The organism is Vibrio sp. SCSIO 43132 (assembly GCF_019904195.1).
Classification (GTDB): Bacteria; Pseudomonadota; Gammaproteobacteria; order Enterobacterales; family Vibrionaceae; genus Vibrio; species Vibrio nigripulchritudo.
Window position 1 is genome coordinate 1,738,336 of the sequence record NZ_CP063200.1, and the last position, 20,050, is coordinate 1,758,385.

The following is a 20,050-nucleotide window of genomic DNA, read 5'->3' on the forward strand; positions in this document are numbered from 1 at the left end:
CTTCTTGCCTTATTTCGGTTAACCTTTTGCGGTTATATTGAGCGAGATACCCACGCTTTCACTGGTTTAAACTGTAGCACCCAGTAAGAGGTCATGGCTACGATCACAGCGTTTACCGGACCTATACCCGGAATAGTCAGCGCGCCAAACACACCTAGCGCTACGGCAGCTATCCCACACCAGTTTATTTCTTCAAACTCGACGTTGGCATAATCCAGATATTCTCTGCGGCGTGTCAGATAATCCGCAATGATAACGCCACCAACAGGTGGAATCGCAATCGAAAGGAAGTGTAACCAATCAATGAAATGATCATGCAGCCACAGAGCGAAGATGGTTCCAAGAAAACCGTTGAGTACCGACAAGTGATGACTTGGCAATCGGGTGATATTAGAAAATGCCAAACCTGAAGCATATAAAGCGTTGTCGTTAGTGGTCCAGATATTCAACCCCAGAACAACGATGGCAGGAATCAGCAAGCCCTGCGCCAGCATCGTATCAAACAGATCAGCATAACCGATGCTGTAACTGCTGAGAGCACCAAGAACAAACATCACGGTATTGCCTGCGAAGAAGGCCAGAGCGGTGATGATCAGCGCTTTCTTGTGGTTCTTTGCAAAGCGAAGGAAATCGGCACTTAATGTCGCGGCACTGACAAAGGTTCCCACCACTAAAGTTAACGCTTCCGACATCGTCAGTTTGTTCTGCATATCGCCAAGCTCACCATAAAGCGCGCCCACGCTGAACGTCTCCAGTGCGCATTTTACCGAATAGCCACCAAACAAAAGTATGGCAGGGACGGCAATGGCAGACAGGAATATCAGTGCAGACATACCAAAATATGCGGTGCTCACCATCAGTAGCCCGCTTACCGCAATCAGTATTTTTACATCAACACCTGTTACCTTACTGACCGGAATTGCAAACATTGCAACACCAACACCAAACCAGCCAACCTGGGTTCCCCCTAAAATCAGAGACGGTAGCCACGAACCTTTGTGACCAAACGAGAAATGAGTTAACAGGTGGGTAGATAATCCGGTGGTAGAGCCGATATACCCTAATACCCCAGCATAAGTAGCGAGCATCAGATTTCCGATGAGAACAACCCAGATAAATTCAGAACTGGAAAGCCCGTTCCAGACTACCCCGCCTGCCTGCATACTGGCGGAGAAAAAGGTCAACCCAACCAATACTAGCCCCAGAGCTAGAGTTCGCTTTCGGGCGTAATAAGGAACAGGTCTCAGGCTGAAATTTTCATCAAATATCATGCCCTTTCCCTTTATGCTCTAAGTGAAAATCGGTGTAGCTGGTAACAGTGTTGCGACCCATTCGTTTGGATTGATAAAGCGCCCTGTCCGCGCGCTGCATTAAATCTGTCAATGTGTGCTTTGGGAAATACTGCGCAACGCCAAAACTACAACTCATGGAGCCAACTTCTTCAAATTGCTCCGTGTTAACCGCTCTTCTTAGCGTTTCTGCCAGGTAAGAGGCTTGTTCTTCCGTCTGACCCGGGCATATCACAATGAGTTCTTCACCACCCCAACGCCCTACCAGATCGGAACCTGATATGTGGCTTTCAAACAAACGGGACATGGTGATTAACGCCTGATCTCCAATTAGGTGACCGTAGTGGTCATTCAGAATTTTGAAATGGTCAATATCGCCCAGAATGACGCTGAACGGCTTTCGGCTGAACCCAAACTGCGCGACCTGCTCTGCCAGCACGGTATCAATGGTATAGCGGTTATACAGCCCTGTGAGCCTGTCTTTGGTAGAGAGCTCTTCCAACTTCCTGTATTTCACTTGCAAAACGTAGTAGCTGTAACCCATGGCACCCACGACAATACAACCAATCACTAGTACTGCCCAAACCAAACGATTATCGCTGACCGGCTTATAGTTCACAGGCGTCCAGGAATTCAGAATGGAAGAATGCAGGCGAATATCCATGTTCTCTATCGCCTTATTCAGAATTTCGGCAAGCTGGGCTTCGTCTCGGCTGACACCAACGCTCAGCGGAAACGCCTGATTCATGCGGCTCCCAACCATTAGATTCGGGAAGTAGTGCTGCAGGTGATAAGTCACGACGGGCAAAGCGCCAATGAAACCAAACAGCTCTTTGTTTTCGACCATCTGCAAACCGGTATATGCCGAGTCTACGGGCACAAAATTGATGTCTGGATAGCGAGCCTGAAATTCATCCGCCAATCCATGATTGCGATTGAAACCAATGTAGCGCCCTGCCAGTGCGCTGATTTCGGCGGCGTAAGGGGTATTCTGGTGTATCGCAACCGCAACAGGTAAAGATAAGTAAGGCTGCGTGTAAACCAGATAGTTCAGGCGAGACTTAACTGGGCGACTCAGGCTTAAAATGTCACAGGCTCCGGAATCGACAGCTTTTAAAGATTCTTCCCAGCTTGCTGTAGGCACATGTTCAAATTTGATGTTCAGGCTTTTTTCAAAGAACTGCACATATTCGCCAGTCATGCCCTGAGGTTTACCATCCAATACGCCTTCCACAGGCAAGAAATCCGGATGAATACAGTATCGAACGCGTTGCTTTTTATTCAGATAGTTTCGATCTTCTCGGTTGAGATTAAGAACATTGACTTTGTTTGCCTGATTATTGGTCAGCCATTTGCGTTTTAGTGACTGAATGGTCTCTGGTGAAAGAGAGCGATACGCTTTGTCCAGAATTGATGCCAGTTGCGGTCTGTCGCTTCGCACCGCCAGCGTCTGGAAATAAGTACCGAGGTTGGCATTGTCTGCCAACGAGAACACACGAAGCGGAGAATCGATGTAGTTTTCAAGATAAAAGCGCAGCACTTGTTCACTGTCCATTGCTGCATCCGCCCCACCGCTGATCACCTTCTCGATGGAATGAAGCGTATCCTGAGTTTCTATTAATCGTATGTCTGGATAATTTTCCCTAATGACAGGAATTTCTGCCGCGCCTTTAACCACCGCTAGTGTTTTGCCGATGAGATCAGACAGGCTGCTCACCGAAGTGACAGAGTCACTAAATAGCAATGCGTTGGTTACGGCAAAGACTTTTGAATCAGTAAAGGTCGCAAACTGCTTTCCCTCTGAAGTTGGGGTCATATTGGAGATGATGTCGATCTCCCGCGCTTTCAGTTTTTCCAGCGCTTCTGTCCAGTCTGCCACGTCGACAAACTTAACCTTGCTCCCGACCTGCTGAGCCAGTAAGAGGATAAGCTCGGTCGAGTAGCCTTTCCGCTCACCAAATTCACGATAGTTGAACGGCGGCCAATAATCTTCCGAATGAACCTTCCAAACGGGATGGCGTTCAAGAAATAGCTTTTCTTCAGCCGTTAGCGCTTCCTCTCCCTGAGCTTTAGCCACCAAAAACAGCGTTACCACCAATGGAATTATCCAACGCAGCAAGTGAATAAATTTATACATCTAGGGGGGAGCATCCTCTTAAAATATGAGCTTCAAATTAAATATGAGTTTAGATATGGATTTAGTATCACATTTGGCTAAGCCAAAATTTTAACTCACCTAAGGATGATACCGATTCCAATTCCTTAATACTTTATAGTCATGTGTGATCGAGTTCAAAACTCACTATTTAATTTTATAGTTTTAATGCAGTTAAATAGTATTAACTGATGAATAGTGTGAACACACACATTGCATGCAGTGCATATATATAAAAATAACTTCATAAAAATTGTGTATTTAAATCATTTTGGCATTCGTTTTTTCTAATTATTTCCTAAACTTAATATGGAAAAATATGAATTTTGAGCCACAAGATAAAATATTTTCCTTGAGAAGAGATTTAATTATGACGAGTTGTTAACACACGCATGGAATTTTCACATTAGATTCGTTCATAACAAGTTGAGCCGTATGCTATTCTTGTTTACAAGACAAATCTCAAAATTCATACACCTGAAAGGCGTTTCGCTCTAAAATAATAAAAACATCAACAATAATTTCGTAAAGCTTTCCGCGGAGGAGACATGTTCTTAAATTTTAAAAACGCGTTCGTTTTTATTTTTTTACTTATATTTTCGGCACTTACTTTAGCACAAAGTGATAGAACGATACTGACCGTTTCTGGTCAAGTGGAAAAAAGCCGAAAATATTCGTTGGAACAAATTCAGTCGTTCCCACAATTGTTGATTACCACTAATACCCCATGGACCAATGAAGCGCATAGCTACAAGGGTCCGACTCTTGAAGATATTCTTAACGATGCCAAGGCAAAAGGTTCATGGCTGACCTTAAAAGCGCTGGATAAATATCAGGTGACGGTTGACTTCGAGCGCATTCGCCAGTTCAAACCCATCTTGGCCTGGGAAGATAACGGAAAAAAGATGACAGTAAGGGGTAAAGGTCCATTGTGGCTAATACTGCCAAAAGACCACCACAAAGAGCTTGAAGCACAGATTTTCAATGATTACATGGTTTGGCAACTCGTAACCATTGATGTCTTCAGTGAGGAGCCCTAAGAATGCCGCTACCAAGCCGTCTTCAGACCCCTGTATTACTGACTGTAGCGATTCTGTTTACCCTTTGTGCCGTTGTTAGTGTGACTCAAATAGTTAAAAGCCTGGATCTGCTGGCGGTTAACGAACACTCCACCGGGCGGGCTATTGTTCAGTTAATGCTGCTGCATCAGGAATACATGAATGATGCAGAGAATTATTTCAGAGGGCTAATTGAAGTAGACGAGCTGCTGACCAGCTATGACTTAACCTGGTCTGCCTTCGAAATATTGCTTGTCGGTTCCGAGTCTGCAAATTTAATGGAAAGACAGGGACGGCTTGAAATTATTGTCGATACTTTTGAATCTTTTAAAGAACTTGACCCCACACTGGATTCTTTTAACGAGATTCATTTTTCACAATACCTCGCTCACGGTCAGCAAACCTCCGAAACCATTAATGCTTTGCTAAACGAGGAGTTTCAGCGAGTCTCAGAGAAAAATTATTCCAGAGATTTGGAGCTGGTGCGTCTGAACAGCATCATGGGTTACAGTTACGCGGGGCTGGCGATTTGTGGCAGCCTTCTGCTTTACATTACGTTAAAAGACCGACGTAAAATAAGCCACCTGGCCTACCATGACTCTCTTACCGGGCTTGCCAATCGAGCGGCACTTCAAAACCAACTTATCGACCTGAAACGTCAAAACAGCGCTGAATTTACTGTGCTCTTACTCGATCTGGACGGTTTTAAACTGGTGAATGACACTTATGGTCACGACGTGGGAGACCGGCTTCTCAAACGCATCAGCGCTCGATTACTGAAAACCTGTGGTGAAGGCGACTTTATCGCACGTCTGGGTGGCGATGAATTTGCCATTATTCAACACTCTCAGGAAGAGCCTCAGGTTCTGCCTGAGAAAATCATTGAGTCTCTCTCTAAACCTATCAAGGTTGGCTCCGTGGATTGTAAAGTCGGCGTGAGCATCGGTATCTGCCTGGCAAGCGAATATCAGGACACCTGGGTCGACATTCTTAAGGCTGCAGACATTGCCATGTATCAGGCAAAATCTAATGGCGGCAATAGCTACGACTTCTTTGATGATGCTGCTTAACTCTGTTTAGAAACTTGAACGACAAGTCGAACTTTCTCTATCAAGGTCTGTTGATCTTAGAAACTTCAAGAATATAAAAACAGCGCGTATTTACGCGCTGTTTTTCATTTTTCTAGTGACTTATGAATGCAGAATCTATGGTCTAGTATCTGAACTGACCCACTTTGCGGTTCAAGTCCGTCGCCTGATCCGACAGACCATTGACCACGCCTTCTATATCGTTGGTCTGGCTTGTTACTCGGACTGAAGCGTCTGCAATCATAGTGATGCTGTTGCTGATGTCCTCTGTCACCGTGGATTGCTCATTGGCGGCCGTCGCAATTTGCAGGTTCATGTCGTTCAGCTCTGTAAGCATGTTGGTAATCTGCTCCAGCATTTCGGTGTTCTGACGACAACTTTCTGTGCCTTTTTCAACCGAAGAGTTGGCGTTATTGATTCCCGATGCCACAGCCTGAGTTTCACCCTGAAGGGCTTCAATTTTGCCCCGAATCTCTTCAGTAGAAGACTGAGTTCGGCTCGCCAGAGAACGAACTTCATCAGCCACCACAGCAAACCCTCGACCTTGCTCACCTGCCCGAGCCGCTTCTATCGCTGCGTTCAAAGCAAGTAAGTTTGTCTGCTCGGCAATTGACTGAATAACATCGAGCACTTCACCAATGGAGTTGCTTTCTTTAACCAGCCTTTCGATGGCTTCGTTAGCGCTTTCCATTTGAGAAGTCAGCAGCCCCATCTCATTGCCAAGCTCACGACCAACCATGGCACTTCGCTTACCTGTATCGTTTGCATTCTTCACAAACTCAGCGGCTCGACTGGCAAACTGTGCAACTTCAGAAACGGAAGCACTCATTTCATTAACCGCAGCAGCAACAGCATCTGACTTGGTGTGCTGATCGTTCACGGCATTTCGCGTATCAACCATGCTGGTAGACATATGCTGGCTGTTTTCCGTCAGTTCATTGGTTGCCACTGAGAATTCCCGAATAATGCCTTGAAGCTGCTCGAAGAGCCCATTGACAGCGACCGCAAGCTCAGACATTTCGTCTTTACCTTTTTCATCCAGTCTTGCCGTTAAGTCTTTAGAACCACTGATCTCAGTAATTTGAGCCGCCGCTGCTTTGATCGGTCTGGCAATGCCCCCCCCGACAATGGAAGCGCCAATGGCAGACAACACCAAGAGAATCACAGTACTTAAACCTACAGCGGTGAACACGGCACTGTTAAGTGCGCCTACATCGGCAAGCGCTTCCGCTTCATCTATTTCGCTCAGAATCGCCCATTTAAGACCTGCTACGGTGATCGGACCGTACGCAGAAAGGACAGGAACGCCGCGGTAATCGAGGATAATCTCACTACCTGTCTGACCAGACAGCGCTGCCTGACTACCTACTGTGTTGACGGGCTGACGACCAATCGCACTGTCTTTGTCGCTAATCGCAGATACGATTTGATTCGAAACGCCGGCACTGGTCAGTGCTGCCAGATAGCCCGGTTTGTCTTCTAACAAGAATCTGGACTGGCTTCTGAGAAGTGTATCTGGTCCCACGAGGTACGTTTCACCGCTCGCTCCTAACCCTGCATCCGCCCACTTACCGTCGTAGGTCATGATGCTGTTTATCGCATCAACAGGCATCTGGAAGACAAGAACACCTAGCTTATCGTTACCATCATAAACCGGAGCCGCCATAAAAGACGCTGCCGCTTCATACGATGGATAATAGGGCTTGAAGTCGACAAGGAAGAACTGATTTTTAGCCTGTGATTTCGCGCCGTTAAACGCTTCTGCCAACCCGCTGTTTTTATAAGGTCCGGAAATTAAGTTCGTCGCGTAATCCAGTTCTTTAAACACCGAATAAACAACGTTTCCTGAATTATCCACGAGGAAGATATCGTAATATCCAAACGCTTCAAGAAAGTGTCGGATAGAAGGATGGTAAAGCTCGTGAGCAACATCATATGAGGTATTTAGCGTATCTTTATCTAAAAGATGTTTTTCACCCAGACCATTGGAATTAACGCCAATATAACGAGCCTGTAAAGCAACACCGATATCGTTTATTTGGCTGAGTCGGTTGAGCTCGTTCGCTGAGTTCTGACCATTACTTTCGCGGTAAGTTTTCCCAAACTCACTGCTGTAATAGTTTTTAAGTTTATTTTTGTCAGATTCAGATACACGATTTTCTGGATAAGAATTAAAAGCGGCGGTGAAGTCTTTAAGTGCCGACTTAGTGGAATTATTATCCGCTAAGGTTTCTAATTGATATCGAATCTGATCGAAGTAACTTTCGATTTCCCGTTTTTTTATTTCCCGAATAGAAATAAGTTGGCTAGTTGCTCTATCATAAATAGCCTGTTCCGATAACCCTGATGCTCTCCAGGCAACGAAGTTTCCGCTAACGATAACGCCTATCGCGCAGAGTGAAGAACAAGCGATAATAATTTTTGTTGCGATCTTCATGTTTCCAACCCTATCAGCCTTTCTACCATTATTTTTATAAGAATGTAGGCAATAATTTCATAGAACCTAATTCTAGCCTGCTGACTTTGCTATAAATATTTTAAAAAATAGTCCACATTTTTCAGTGTGGTACAAAATGTAATGAGATACATACCACCTTCGTATAAAGATCACGATTATTTGAATAATGTCTTGTATTTAAGACATATATTTTATAGGAATTTGATATAACCACTTTCAATATAAGGATTAAGTCTAATCGCAAGACCCACACAAAAAAGAAAGTGAGCCAATCAACAAATTATGGATAGATGATTAAGTAGCTATTCGGTTTAATTTCAAGAGATTCGGAAATGCATTTAAAATCATAATCAATTGATGTATTACTCACTAATAGTTCATCAACAGATTTTATATTTTTACCTTTGTTTAGTGCTATTAACCCTACTTTACCTCTGGAAATTATAATGACATCTTTATCTACAAATTCGACTTCCATTTGATGACCGTAAGTCAAATTATGAAATTCCAATAAAGATTTCATTTTTTGGCTGCGCCAGTTTTCCGCCCAACGAGATATATTCTCTTTTTCTGAAAAAGTTCGCTCTGGTGGCTCAGCATAAATCAGCGGTACACCACCATCACGCCCAAGAATATAGGCATAAGCCAGCCATTCGTTCGACTCTGACATAACCAAATCTTCAAATACGCGATTATTTGGAATGTCGTGAGTGGTTGCAAAAGTGACAGCCCTTGGGTTAGACAGAGCCTGCCCCAGTGCATAAGGGTTGACCAGAGATTCGAAACTGCCTTTGTCACCTAGTGCATTAAAAAGAGTGTTGAAGAGTGGAAAGTCGTACGCTGCAAGCTGTGTTTTTTCCAGGTAAGGTTTGAGGAAAACTTCGTATTCCTGACGAGTTGCGCCACCATCTGTGATGATTTCACCGAAGATATGCATGCCTTCTGTGATGTCTGGCGTCCAAACCTTTTCCAGATGACTGAGGCTGATGTGTTTGGCGGCATCAATACGAAAGCCACGCACTCCCATCTCTTTCATCGCTTTTAGATAGAGTCTTTGCTGCTCAATGACGTGCAAATTGTCCGATAACGTTGGTAAACCCGGATCAGCCGGGCCACTGCTGATTCTTCCGTTTTGTACTTCCCACTGATCTTGCCAGTCGACAATACCAAAAGGTTCGATAAAATCTCGCTCAATAAAAAGAGGGACAGATAGATCGCCGAATAGTCTCAGCTCAGAATAGAGCTCCGGATTTGAATGGTATTCTTGTATATCTGCATCAGAAGGAAATTGTAAGTCGCTGCGAATATCCGATTCGTTGGCCATGTGATTAAACACTACGTCCACATAAACCCAGATATCATGGCAGTGGAGCTCCGCCATCATAGCTTTAAAATCGAGAGTATTGCCAAGTGGGTTGTCTATTACACGATAATCCTGCGGCTGATAGCGCTGCCACCAGTACTTTCCGCGGTCAGATTTCATCGATTTTAACGGGGGAGAAACCATGACAGACCGATACCCCAGAGACCTTATCTCTGACGCATGTTCTGCAACTTCTCGGTAAGTCCAATCAAATACGTGCAGGATGGCATTGGCTCTTTCACCTTGCTCCATCTTTAACCACTCTCAATCACTTTAGACGGAGCACTATGTTACTTAGATATCTGATTTGATTGCAATCCCCAAGATTTGTTGACCTTTAGCCGTTAAATTCCGTTCGATTCAGAAATGCATTGGTCGCAAACCAAAGTTTGTCGCTCAACCATTAGTTGCTAAGCTTTATAGAACACGATCATAACTTCCATTTTCTTACACTTCGAATCTTGACTTACACGTGTACGCTGAATATATTCTAGTGAACACATGTAAGCTGAAATGGAATTAAATAAAATGTCTGAAACCGAAAGCAAACCTCCTCTGATATGGCTGAATGTCAGCGTATTTTCTATCAGTATGCTTCTGGCTGTTGTCGGTGCGCCCCTATACGGCTATGCCTTTGGTTACGGATGGGAACACGCTTTTTGGCTGGTACTGACTTTTAGCTTTTGTAACCTATCCATCACTGCCGGATACCATCGCCTTTGGTCTCATAAAGCGTATGATGCTCATCCAGTAGTGAGATTTGTGTTTGCGTTAGGCGGCGCGTTTGCTCTCCAGAACAGCGCATTACATTGGTCTTCAGATCATCGGGTACATCACCGTCATGTCGATATCAACGACAAAGATCCGTACTCTGCCAAGCGCGGATTCTGGTTCTCGCACATTGGCTGGATGCTCAGACATTACAACAAAGCCACCTACTCCGACTACTCCAATTGCCGCGACTTACAGAAAGACCCGATCGTAATGTGGCAGCATAAGTTCTACGTTCCTCTCGCCATTCTTATGAATCTGGGTGTTCCAGTCCTGCTTGGGTTAATACACGGAGACGTATGGGGAATGCTATTGGTCGTGGGTGCCGTTCGTCTGGTACTGAATCATCACACTACGTTCTTTATCAATTCTCTGGCCCACATTTGGGGTAGCCAGCCTTATACAGATAAAAATACCGCGCGAGACAACGGTTTTCTTGCCTTTCTGACGTTCGGTGAGGGGTATCATAACTACCATCATATCTTCGAAAACGACTACCGTAATGGCATTCACTGGTGGCAATACGATCCAACCAAATGGATGATTCGCCTGTTTTCGTTTGTTGGATTGGCAAGCCGGTTAACTCGATGCCCGCCGATTCGAATTGAACGAGCAAAAATTCAAATGCAGCTAAGAAGAGCCAGAGCTCAGCTTCAGAACAGACCTCAATCGGCGACGTTACTCAGTTCGTTGCAAGCCGAGTACGATCTCTTGTGGAAACAAATGCAGGAATATTATGAGGTAAAGAAGCAATTGATGGAGGCGAAAAAGACTGATCTGACGAGAAAGTACGAAGCCTCGCTGCTCAAGATTCGATACCAGCAGGTTCGCCATACTCTAAAGCTTAAAAAGCAGAACTGGAACCGGCTCGTGGCGGAATACGCCTAGATAGCTGTTTGTTGCGAAAACTTCAGTGCAATAAAAATGCTCACCAGAGGTGAGCATTTTTTGTTTTCTCGAACAATCGAAAAGAGTTATTGAACCGTTTTTTCCATCAAAAAATTGGTCAGTGTTTTACCACGGATTTCAACTTCTTGTTGTTGAATCACTTCAAAGCCAAAATGCTCATAAAACGAGCGAGCCGTAATACTGACTTCAGAGTAAAAACGCTTAATACCTTTTGCTCTTCCAACGGAAAAAATATGATTCATCAGCGCAGCGCCGACGCCTTTACCCTGATGCATGTGATGGCAAAAGAAGTGATCAATCAGACCATCTTTTTGTAAATCGGCATAGCCAACGACTTTACCATCAAGCTCGGCAATGAAAGGTTCAATAACGTTCATGCGTTTTTGCCAGCGTGCAAGTTCGAAGCGTTCGGGTGCCCAGGCTTTTACTTCATCTTCCGTGTAATCCCCTAAGTTCACTTTTCGAACCGTGTGAAAAAAGAGTTTCCATGTTGCACGTGCATCCTGCTCGTTGTAATGGCGAATGAGGATCATGATGCCTCCTCAAACGAATAGTCACGTTCAACCTTCGCTATACGGGTTTTGTATTCAGAATACCACTGCTGCCTGCCTTGCTTCTGAGCTTGCAGGTGCTCAGCGTTGGCTTTCCAAAGTTTGATCGATTCAAGATCCTGCCAGTACGAAACCGTGATACCCAAGTCTTCGCGTGCTGATTCAGCACCCAAAAAGCCCGGTTGTTCTTCTGCGAGCTCCATCATTCTGGCGGCAGCATCACCATATCCAACATCATTCTTCGACTTGACGGAGCTGAATATCACCGCGTAATACGGAGGCTCCGGTGTGTTTGCAATCAACGACATAAACTTACTCCTTCACATGCACCCAAGCTTTTCGGGTACCAAGTCTTTCCCTTTCAAATGAGAGAATTGCTTCCATAAAAGACGATAATTCGCCTGAAAATTGTTTTGGATTATTGACCTTTCAAACTGATTTTTTGCAACGAAAGGTCAACAGACCCTAATAATCTTCTCTGGCTTTCAGCTCAGAGAAATCACTCATAACCCACTTTTGGTACCCGCTTCTTTGTTTTAATTTGAGGTACCATTGGTTTACTTTCTCAGGCAGGGAAATTTCCAGCCCCTGCTCGGTTAATCGATACAGCACAGCCCCTACACAGATATCAGCCAGTGATAGCTGTTTTCCTGCAAGGAAGCCCTCTGTTAAACATTCTTCTATCGTTTCCAGCGCTTTTAAGCAAGTCTGAATATCCTGTTCTATTTGCTCAGGATTCTGCTTGTGAGCGGGCATTCGGTAGAACCCCCAGAAGGTCCCCATAAAAGCTGGCTGAAAAATAACCTGAGACCAGTCCATCCAGCGTTCATATTCTGAGCGCTCGAAAGGCGTCAAAGCCTCACCGTATTCCGCTGCCAGATATCGAAGAATACTGTGTGATTCCCAGATAACTCTTTCACTGTCAAAGCCGGGGTTGTCATCAACAAGAACCGGGACTTTCTTCATCGGGTTCAGGCGAACAAACTCTGGCTCATCTAGCCCGCCAAAGCGTCCACCAAGTTCAGTTAGCGAAAACTCCACTCCAAGCTCTTCGAGATACCAAAGCACTTTCTGAACGTTAAATGAGGTTTTTCGCCCATATAAAGTAATCACTGGTATTCCCTATACATTCTGTGCAATGCGCCATAACACGCCGCAAGGATCTGTCACAACAAAATCGAGCATTCCCCATGGCTGTTCTACTACAGGCGTTACCTGCACCTGATATTTCTCTTTGATTTGTTTTTCGGTTAAGACCTGATGCCAGGCTTTTGCATCTTCCACCTGAAGATGCATCATAAATTCAGAGATATGCTGCGCTTCGGGTAAATCTTGAAGTAAAAAGTTGTGCTGCCCTAAAGAGAAAAACGCAAGATTACCCATGTCATTTTTAAGCTCAAAGCCCAAGTCCTGATAAAACGCCTTACACAATTCATAATTTGTAGTCGGGATAAAAGCTTTAATATCAACAGTGTTTAAGTTCACAGTCATTGTCATACTCGTTGGTTAATCGGAAAGTGCAAATTCAACAGCACTTAAGGCATGCAACTCTGTTGTGTCAAACAAGGGGGTATCGGTATGTTCTTGTTTAACCAGCAATGCGATTTCGGTACAGCCAAGAATCACGGCTTCCGCTCCATCAGCTTTGAGAGACTGAATCACATCAAGATAAATGGCTCTGGATGTATCGAGGATTTTGCCGTGACATAATTCTTCATAGATGATTCGGTGGACATCGTTTTGTTGCTCTTGGTTAGGTACCAATACCGATATCCCAAACTCTTGCTCAATACGATTACGATAGAATTCTTGTTCCATGGTGAACCGGGTGCCAAGCAACCCAACCTTTTTCACACCATGAGTCTGAAGTGCCTGCCCTGTTGGATCTGCAATATGGATAAGAGGAATAGTGACCGACGCCTGAACTTCTGACGCAACTTTGTGCATGGTGTTGGTACAGATAAGAATGCAGTCAGCACCTGCCGATTCAAGCGACTTTGCAGCATCCGAAAGTATGGTAGCCGTTGCGGCCCAATTGCCTGTTCGCTGAAGTTCTTCAATTTCTGAAAAATCAACGCTATACAAACAAATCTTTGCGGAGTGAAAGCCACCTAGCTTCTGGTTGGTTAATCGGTTTATGGCTTGGTAATAACTGACCGTTGATTCCCAGCTCATGCCCCCAATCATGCCAATCACTTTCATTGCATTGACCTCCTATCAAAATTTCCGTACCAAATTAACAAAGACTCAACAAAACTTCGATATAAATATGCATGTTATTGATAAATTTTCAAAATGGCTGTTCAAAGACAGACCAATGTCATTTTGCCTGCTCAAAAATGTATCTTTTCTTGTGTTACAGAAGAGTAAATAATAACCTCACAGTATTAATGATAACTACTCTCAATAGCATGAACGGATTCTATCGCTTCCAGTTTGACCACATTGAAATGTATGACCGTGTTAGAGAAACGGGCTTTTACGGTCTGGATACTTCCTTTGGTGTCATCAAAGTCAATCAATATGAACTGGATAGCGGATTGAGAACGGGCATCATCGATGGCAAGTTTAACCGCCCGGTTGAGATGTATTCTGAAGAGGGAATGGCACCAAAAGAGCTGACCATCTTTGTCAGCACCGGAAACTGCTGCGAGTGTTATTTACGTTCCCTTGATCGGCGCTTTTTGATCTCTCCAAATAAGGTCGCGATATACTTCGCAGATGAAGTGTCGGGCTACACACGCTCTCAGGATGAGAAGTTTCAGGGCGTTTCTATTAATGTGTCTCTTGATGCTATTCAGGCTCTGATTGAAAGCTACAAATGCAAAGAACTTGAGCGCTATTTTTCCCCTGCTTTTCAGAGTCAGCCCAGACCTTTCCTGTATACTCTGGACGCCACGGAATCCATCATCGCCATAGCTCACCAACTGCTTGCGTGCTCTTCCGAGACACTAGCAGAAACTCTTAAATATCGTGGTCTAAGCTGGCAGTTACTTTCACTCACATTAGAGGAAATGGCACCAAAGCAAACCTGTTCCGGTAAGTTAAACCAAACGGATGTGAGCAAGATTCATCAGGCTCGCGATATTCTGCTTAATCGCATGGAAGCGCCACCTTCCCTTAATGAATTAGCCCATGAAGTAGGCTTGAATGATTTCAAACTCAAACTGGGTTTTAAAGAGATATTCAATCAAACCGCTTTCGGCTGCCTGCATCAGCAACGCATGGAAAAAGCGCGCTCAATTTTGTTGGAGCAGCGGAGCAATATAATCCAGGTCGCGAATGAAGTGGGTTATCAAAACCACGGCCATTTCTCTGTGGCTTTTAGAAAGCACTTTGGACTCACACCAAGAGATTACTTAAAACTGACCCAGTAGATAACGTCAGTCCTTAAGACAAAACCTCTTGTTTTTATATTTATTTTCAAATAGTTAAATAAATCCTTTATTGAGCAGACCTTTTCCTTTCTTCACGTCAGACTTGGCTAAGTTTGAAAAAAGGAAAAAGGAACTTCAATGAATCAGGAAGCTCTGACCAGCTTGCGCTGGCTCTTTCAGGTCTCTGCAGAGCACAAGATCAAGTTGGTTTTATCTATGATTTTATCGGCGGCAAGTGCCTTATGCGCACTTGCCCCGTTTTATTTTGCCTACCTTGTTTTAGAGCAGCTTTTAAGTGACCAATTTGATGCGACACAAGTATGGAACTGGGCGGGTTTAGCCGTGCTTTTCATGATCGGTCGCTACCTGATGTTATTGGGTGCAGTTATGCTGTCACACAAATCGGCGTTCGCCATTCAGTATCGAATTCGCGCACTGGCATTAGGTCATATGGCAAAGCTGCCTATGGGATTTTTCAGTCGAAAAAGCTCTGGCGAAATTAAAAAGATTTTGTCTGAGGATGTCGATCGGGTTGAGCTGTTTGTCGCTCACCACATTTCCGATTTGGTCACATCCATCATCACACCTTTAGCGGTATTTGTATTCTTGCTTTTTATTGATGTTCGCATGGCACTGGCTGCTTTGATCCCTATCCCATTGGCCATTTTCAGCCAAATGAGTATGTACAAAGGGTTTGAAGAAAAATCGCGCCACTACCATGAATCTTTAGAAAATCTCAATGTGAGTGTGACTGAATACCTGCGTGCAATGCCTGTCATCCGCGCATTCAACGCGGGTGGAAAACCACACAAGCTATTCACTACTAGCCTTGATAGCTACCACAAGTTAGTGGTGAGCTGGATTCAGGATGCAGGCTGGCCTTTTGCCGCTTTCAAAACATTGCTGGACAGTGGATTGGTGGTCTTACTCCCTATCGGGGTGTATTACTGGTCTCAAGGTTCACTGGACGTTGCAAGCTTTACTCTGTGCATCCTGTTAGGTGTGGGCATGATGGAACCTTTATACAATTTAACCATGCTAACAGGGCACTTGAGCCAGATATTTGAAGGAGTAACTCGGCTTCAGTTTTTGATGAAGCAGGAACCGCTGTCAGAGCCAGACAAGAGCGAAACGGTTTCGAACTTTGGCGTAGAGTTCGATCAAGTCGGCTTCCGATATTCAGAAGAATCCAACCTGGTGCTGAATGATGTGTCTTTCAAACTGGAACCGGGAACCATGACAGCGGTTGTTGGGCCGTCAGGTTCGGGCAAATCAACGCTTGCCATGCTAGTCGCCAGATTTTGGGATACCCATGAGGGTGAGATTCGAATTGGTGGACGGCCAATCAGATCTCTATCGCCCAGTTACCTGATGGAAAACACGGCTTATGTTTTCCAGGACAGCATCATTCTGAGTCAGTCAGTGCATGACAATATCACCATGGGCAGCGCGGCATCAGAGCAGGATGTCATTAATGCAGCGAAAGCCGCTCAGGCACATGACTTCATTATGGCGTTACCCCATGGCTATCAAACCATGTTGGGTGAAACCACAAACTTAAGTGGTGGTGAAAAGCAGCGCATCGCGATTGCCCGAGCGATGCTAAAGAACGCTCCTATCCTGATTCTGGATGAAGCTACTGCTTACGCCGACGCTAACAATCAGGCTTTGATTCAGGAAGCACTAGCTTCACTAATGAAAGGCAAAACGGTCATTGTGATCGCTCATCGGCTCTCTACGATTGTTGATGCCGACTCCATTCTAGTGTTGAACAAAGGCTCTCTCGTCGGACAGGGCACCCATCACGAACTGTTGGCTCAGTGCTCGGTTTATCGAACTATGTGGCACTCTCATCAAGCCTCACGTGAATGGAACCTGTCGACAAAAGAAGAGGAGCTGATCGATGCTTAATCAAATGAAAACGCTGACAGGGACGCAAAACGAAGGGCTGACCCGGAATGTCCTTGTTGGATTCTGCGAAGCGCTGCTAATGGGGCTGCCTTTTGTCCTTGTCTATCTGGTCGTAAAAGAAATGTTCTCTCCGACGCCAGACTTAGAATACATCTGGGTGTGTTGCGCCATCATGGCTCTCTTGTTTGCCGTTCGCGTTGTTGTTGCCCGTAGTGTAATGGTGAGCAATCAGATATTTGGGTACGATGCCGGAGTAAACATACGCCGTAATCTGGCAGCAAAGTTGAAAAGAGTTCCAATGGGGTATCTGCTCAGAGTAGATCCCGGCAGCCTGAATTCCACCATGCTTCAGGACGTCACTTTCACCGAGCAGATCTTCTCGCACCTGTTCTCGCAATTGGTGATTACCATTAGTCTGGTTGCTTTAGTTGCCATCGGGCTGACCTTCGAGGACTGGCGCTTAAGCCTAGCGATGTGTATCGGTCTTCCTATGGCAATTGTAACCTTCGTTCTTCTTAAAAAAGCAGGCGCAGTCCTTAGTCGCGCTTTACTGGATAAAGTCGCGGAGATGACCGGATCGTTAATGGAATACATTCTTTCCATTAAGCTGTTAAAAGCCTACAACCTGGCTGGCAAGCGGTTTTCCAAGTTGGATGATCAGTTGAAAGACATTCAAAAAATGAGCCTCAAACACGAATTTGTAGCCGGAGTCGCCCCTCTCGGATTTGTTTGTCTGGTAGAACTTGGCTTTGCCACCATGCTTCTGACTTTGGTCTACCTTTACGTTGGTGGCGATTTACAGCCACACGTGGCTGTATTGTTTATGATCGTGTCCAGCCGCTTCTTCAGACCTTTGATGTCTATTGCGATTTTCCTTGCTGAGCATAGCTTTATGCAGCAGGCGGCCAATCGCATTCAGGAAGTTCTTGATGCGCCAGAGTTACCACAAGGTCACACTCAAGATACGCTCAAACCTACCATAGAGTTCGATAATGTCAGCTTTATGTATGCCCAGGAACCCGTTCTTAATTCCGTCAGTTTTCGTTGTGAACCCGGTACATTAACGGCATTAGTCGGTCCTTCAGGTAGCGGAAAGACCACAATTACCAGCTTAATCGCACGTTTCTGGGATGCCCCTCAGGGACAGGTACGAATTGGTGATCACCCCGTAGACAGCCTGGCTGCCGAATGCCTCGCCGATCACATCAGCATGGTGTTTCAAGATGTCTACCTTTTCCATGACACCATTTTCAACAACATCACTATTGGGATGGCAAACCCGAGCAGAGAGCAGGTAGAAGAAGTATGCAAAGCCACCTGCTGCTGGGACTTCATCTGCGAGTTACCAGATGGTTTGGATAGCATGATAGGAGAAGGTGGAGCGACACTATCAGGTGGTGAAAAGCAGCGATTGTCTATCGCCCGAGCCATATTAAAAGACGCGCCAATTGTTCTTCTGGACGAGGCGACAGCCTCGCTGGATCCGGAAAACGAATACGATATTCAGCAGGCTTTGAATGCGCTAATCAAAAACAAAACCGTTATTATGATAGCCCACAGGCTGAACACCATTGTTCATGCCGATCAGATTTTGGTTCTCGACAACGGCAGTATTGTTGAGCGAGGTAAACATCAGGATCTTCTGGAGAATCAGGGCTTATATTGTTCACTTTGGGAGGCTCAGCGTCAGGCGCAAGGCTGGAAAATGAAAGCCTCCTGACATCGTTTGTCATATGGGTTCCTTATTCTCTCCTGTGCAAATTCAACCGAATAAGGAATCCGCTATGAGAATGGATAAAATTGAAAGCTTTGAGGCGCTAGGACTCACCATCCGTACCAACAACCACGATGAAATGAAAACTTCTGGTTTGAAGATCGGTCAGTTATGGCAGGAATTTTATAGTCAGGTAGCCCCTAAACTATCCAGCAATTCCATTGTTTATGGGGTTTACCACAACTATGAATCGGATCATCTGGGCGATTTTGATGTAGCGGCTTGCGCTACAAACCTTTCAGATGACAGTGAATTCGGCACTAACATTGTCAAATCGGGTGAATATCTGGTGTTTTCTAATAAAGGGAAAATGCCGGAGATGGTGGTAGCGTGCTGGCAACAGGTCTGGGCGTTTTTTGCGGACGAAAACTGCGAATATGACCGCGCCTACGATACGGACTTCGAGAAGTATCTCTCGGAAGAAGAAGTCGAAATATACATTGGGGTATTGCCAAAATCCTGATGACTTTCGGCGAGTTGGAATCGCTTCAATTCACGCCATAATCTCTTAGTACACTGGTTTGCTTCCAGATCTTGTTTTACCGAATCAGAAATATACGTACTGTATGATAATTGTAGTACCATTCGGTAAAACACTTTAAGAGAGGCTTTGCTATGGCGTGGATAATTACCAAATACCTGCTTACTGCGACCATTGTTGTTTTGGTATCAGAGCTCGCCAAAAGAAGCGATAAGTTGGGCGCTCTTGTTGCTTCACTTCCTCTCGTAACCGTGCTGGCTCTGATTTGGCTCCATCTGGAAGGTCAGCCGAAAGAAAAACTCTCCAATCACGCTTTTTACACATTCTGGTATGTGGTCGCCACCCTTCCCATGTTCTTAGTATTTCCAGTGTTAATGCAAAGATTTCCGTTTTTCATTTCGCTCGGAATTGGGGTCGTTATAACCATGATTTCGTTCGCGATAATCGTATACGTCGCCCGTTCCCTGGGCATTGATATTCTTTAGGCTATTGGGATCTGTTGACCTGGTTAGTTCATAACCGCCAGATAAAGCACAAGGAATGGTGCCACCAGCCCAAGAAATGCAGCCAGACCTAAGTAATAGAAATACGCATTTTTCATAAATCACCTCTTAAAACGACAAATTTCTTTCATATCGCCCAACGATGTAGGCGACGTAACCTACTTTGAAAACACCTGCGAAAATGATGGTTCCAATGTGAGCAATGGCTTGCTGGATGATGGAGAAGTGGTTGGCATACGGAAAACTGATCAATAACGTAGCCGTCATAATGAGCAAAGAAACAATCATCACTGTTCCACCAATTTCACTGACTCTTTTAAAATCCATACCATACCTCATAACATGCATTTTAAATACATGTT

General features: G+C 44.9%; 18 protein-coding genes. 8 read left to right on the forward strand and 10 right to left on the reverse strand.

What is annotated here, in order from left to right; genetic code table 11:
- Window positions 1-32: 32 nt before the first annotated feature.
- Together codB and INR79_RS26110 are read right to left on the reverse strand one after the other, a co-directional pair.
- Complete coding sequence (gene codB / locus INR79_RS26105; protein ID WP_223097743.1) at window positions 33-1,271, reverse strand: cytosine permease; 1,239 nt, start codon at window positions 1,269-1,271, stop codon at window positions 33-35.
- On the reverse strand, window positions 1,261-3,426 hold the full coding sequence (locus INR79_RS26110) for a diguanylate cyclase (RefSeq protein ID WP_223097744.1): 2,166 nt from the start codon (window positions 3,424-3,426) through the stop codon (window positions 1,261-1,263). Before INR79_RS26110 ends, codB begins: the two co-directional genes overlap by 11 nt.
- A gap of 566 nt (window positions 3,427-3,992) precedes the next feature.
- On the opposite strand from INR79_RS26110, the gene INR79_RS26115 reads away from it, so the two are divergent.
- Window positions 3,993-4,484, forward strand: a complete 492-nt coding sequence (locus INR79_RS26115; protein ID WP_004402661.1) for a molybdopterin-dependent oxidoreductase — start codon at window positions 3,993-3,995, stop codon at window positions 4,482-4,484.
- 2 nt (window positions 4,485-4,486) lie between these two features.
- Window positions 4,487-5,572 carry a diguanylate cyclase domain-containing protein gene (locus INR79_RS26120; protein ID WP_004402662.1) on the forward strand — a complete coding sequence of 362 codons (1,086 nt, stop codon included), beginning with the start codon at window positions 4,487-4,489 and terminating at the stop codon, window positions 5,570-5,572.
- A gap of 142 nt (window positions 5,573-5,714) precedes the next feature.
- On the opposite strand, the gene INR79_RS26125 is transcribed toward INR79_RS26120, so the two are convergent.
- Window positions 5,715-8,027 (reverse strand): methyl-accepting chemotaxis protein, encoded by a 2,313-nt coding sequence (locus INR79_RS26125; protein ID WP_223097745.1) that lies wholly within the window; start codon window positions 8,025-8,027, stop codon window positions 5,715-5,717.
- A 301-nt stretch (window positions 8,028-8,328) separates the two neighbouring features.
- Entirely contained in the window at window positions 8,329-9,663 is a 1,335-nt protein-coding gene (locus tag INR79_RS26130) for an alpha-amylase family protein (protein WP_223097746.1), read from the reverse strand.
- A 276-nt stretch (window positions 9,664-9,939) separates the two neighbouring features.
- On the opposite strand from INR79_RS26130, the gene INR79_RS26135 reads away from it, so the two are divergent.
- Window positions 9,940-11,070: a fatty acid desaturase gene (locus INR79_RS26135; protein WP_262415429.1), complete on the forward strand. Its 1,131-nt coding sequence runs from the start codon at window positions 9,940-9,942 to the stop codon at window positions 11,068-11,070.
- An 86-nt stretch (window positions 11,071-11,156) separates the two neighbouring features.
- On the opposite strand, the gene INR79_RS26140 is transcribed toward INR79_RS26135, so the two are convergent.
- The 5 genes from INR79_RS26140 to INR79_RS26160 form a co-directional block, all read right to left on the reverse strand.
- Window positions 11,157-11,624 carry a GNAT family N-acetyltransferase gene (locus INR79_RS26140; RefSeq protein WP_223097748.1) on the reverse strand — a complete coding sequence of 156 codons (468 nt, stop codon included), beginning with the start codon at window positions 11,622-11,624 and terminating at the stop codon, window positions 11,157-11,159.
- Complete coding sequence (locus tag INR79_RS26145) at window positions 11,621-11,950, reverse strand: antibiotic biosynthesis monooxygenase family protein (protein WP_022561718.1); 330 nt, start codon at window positions 11,948-11,950, stop codon at window positions 11,621-11,623. Before INR79_RS26145 ends, INR79_RS26140 begins: the two co-directional genes overlap by 4 nt.
- A 157-nt stretch (window positions 11,951-12,107) precedes the next feature.
- Window positions 12,108-12,755: a glutathione S-transferase family protein gene (locus tag INR79_RS26150; protein WP_022599289.1), complete on the reverse strand. Its 648-nt coding sequence runs from the start codon at window positions 12,753-12,755 to the stop codon at window positions 12,108-12,110.
- Between the two features lie 9 nt (window positions 12,756-12,764).
- The gene (locus INR79_RS26155) at window positions 12,765-13,133 is read right to left on the reverse strand and encodes a VOC family protein (RefSeq protein WP_038123323.1); all 369 of its coding nucleotides are present in this window, start codon (window positions 13,131-13,133) and stop codon (window positions 12,765-12,767) included.
- A 15-nt stretch (window positions 13,134-13,148) separates the two neighbouring features.
- Complete coding sequence (locus INR79_RS26160) at window positions 13,149-13,844, reverse strand: aspartate/glutamate racemase family protein (protein ID WP_022599290.1); 696 nt, start codon at window positions 13,842-13,844, stop codon at window positions 13,149-13,151.
- 188 nt (window positions 13,845-14,032) lie between these two features.
- On the opposite strand from INR79_RS26160, the gene INR79_RS26165 reads away from it, so the two are divergent.
- From INR79_RS26165 to INR79_RS26185, 5 genes are all read left to right on the forward strand, one after another.
- On the forward strand, window positions 14,033-15,019 hold the full coding sequence (locus INR79_RS26165; protein WP_158091134.1) for a helix-turn-helix domain-containing protein: 987 nt from the start codon (window positions 14,033-14,035) through the stop codon (window positions 15,017-15,019).
- A 138-nt stretch (window positions 15,020-15,157) separates the two neighbouring features.
- Complete coding sequence (locus INR79_RS26170; protein ID WP_223097751.1) at window positions 15,158-16,930, forward strand: ABC transporter ATP-binding protein; 1,773 nt, start codon at window positions 15,158-15,160, stop codon at window positions 16,928-16,930.
- The gene (locus INR79_RS26175; protein ID WP_223097753.1) at window positions 16,923-18,650 is read left to right on the forward strand and encodes an ABC transporter ATP-binding protein; all 1,728 of its coding nucleotides are present in this window, start codon (window positions 16,923-16,925) and stop codon (window positions 18,648-18,650) included. The genes INR79_RS26170 and INR79_RS26175 overlap by 8 nt, the downstream gene beginning before the upstream one ends.
- 64 nt (window positions 18,651-18,714) lie before the next feature.
- Complete coding sequence (locus tag INR79_RS26180; RefSeq protein WP_223097755.1) at window positions 18,715-19,167, forward strand: GyrI-like domain-containing protein; 453 nt, start codon at window positions 18,715-18,717, stop codon at window positions 19,165-19,167.
- A 152-nt stretch (window positions 19,168-19,319) separates the two neighbouring features.
- Window positions 19,320-19,670, forward strand: coding sequence for a DUF3147 family protein (locus tag INR79_RS26185; protein ID WP_022599295.1), 351 nt, complete (start codon window positions 19,320-19,322; stop codon window positions 19,668-19,670).
- A gap of 126 nt (window positions 19,671-19,796) precedes the next feature.
- Here INR79_RS26185 and INR79_RS26190 read toward each other — a convergent pair whose 3' ends face one another.
- Window positions 19,797-20,015 (reverse strand): hypothetical protein, encoded by a 219-nt coding sequence (locus INR79_RS26190; protein ID WP_004408703.1) that lies wholly within the window; start codon window positions 20,013-20,015, stop codon window positions 19,797-19,799.
- Between the last annotated feature and the right edge of the window lie 35 nt (window positions 20,016-20,050).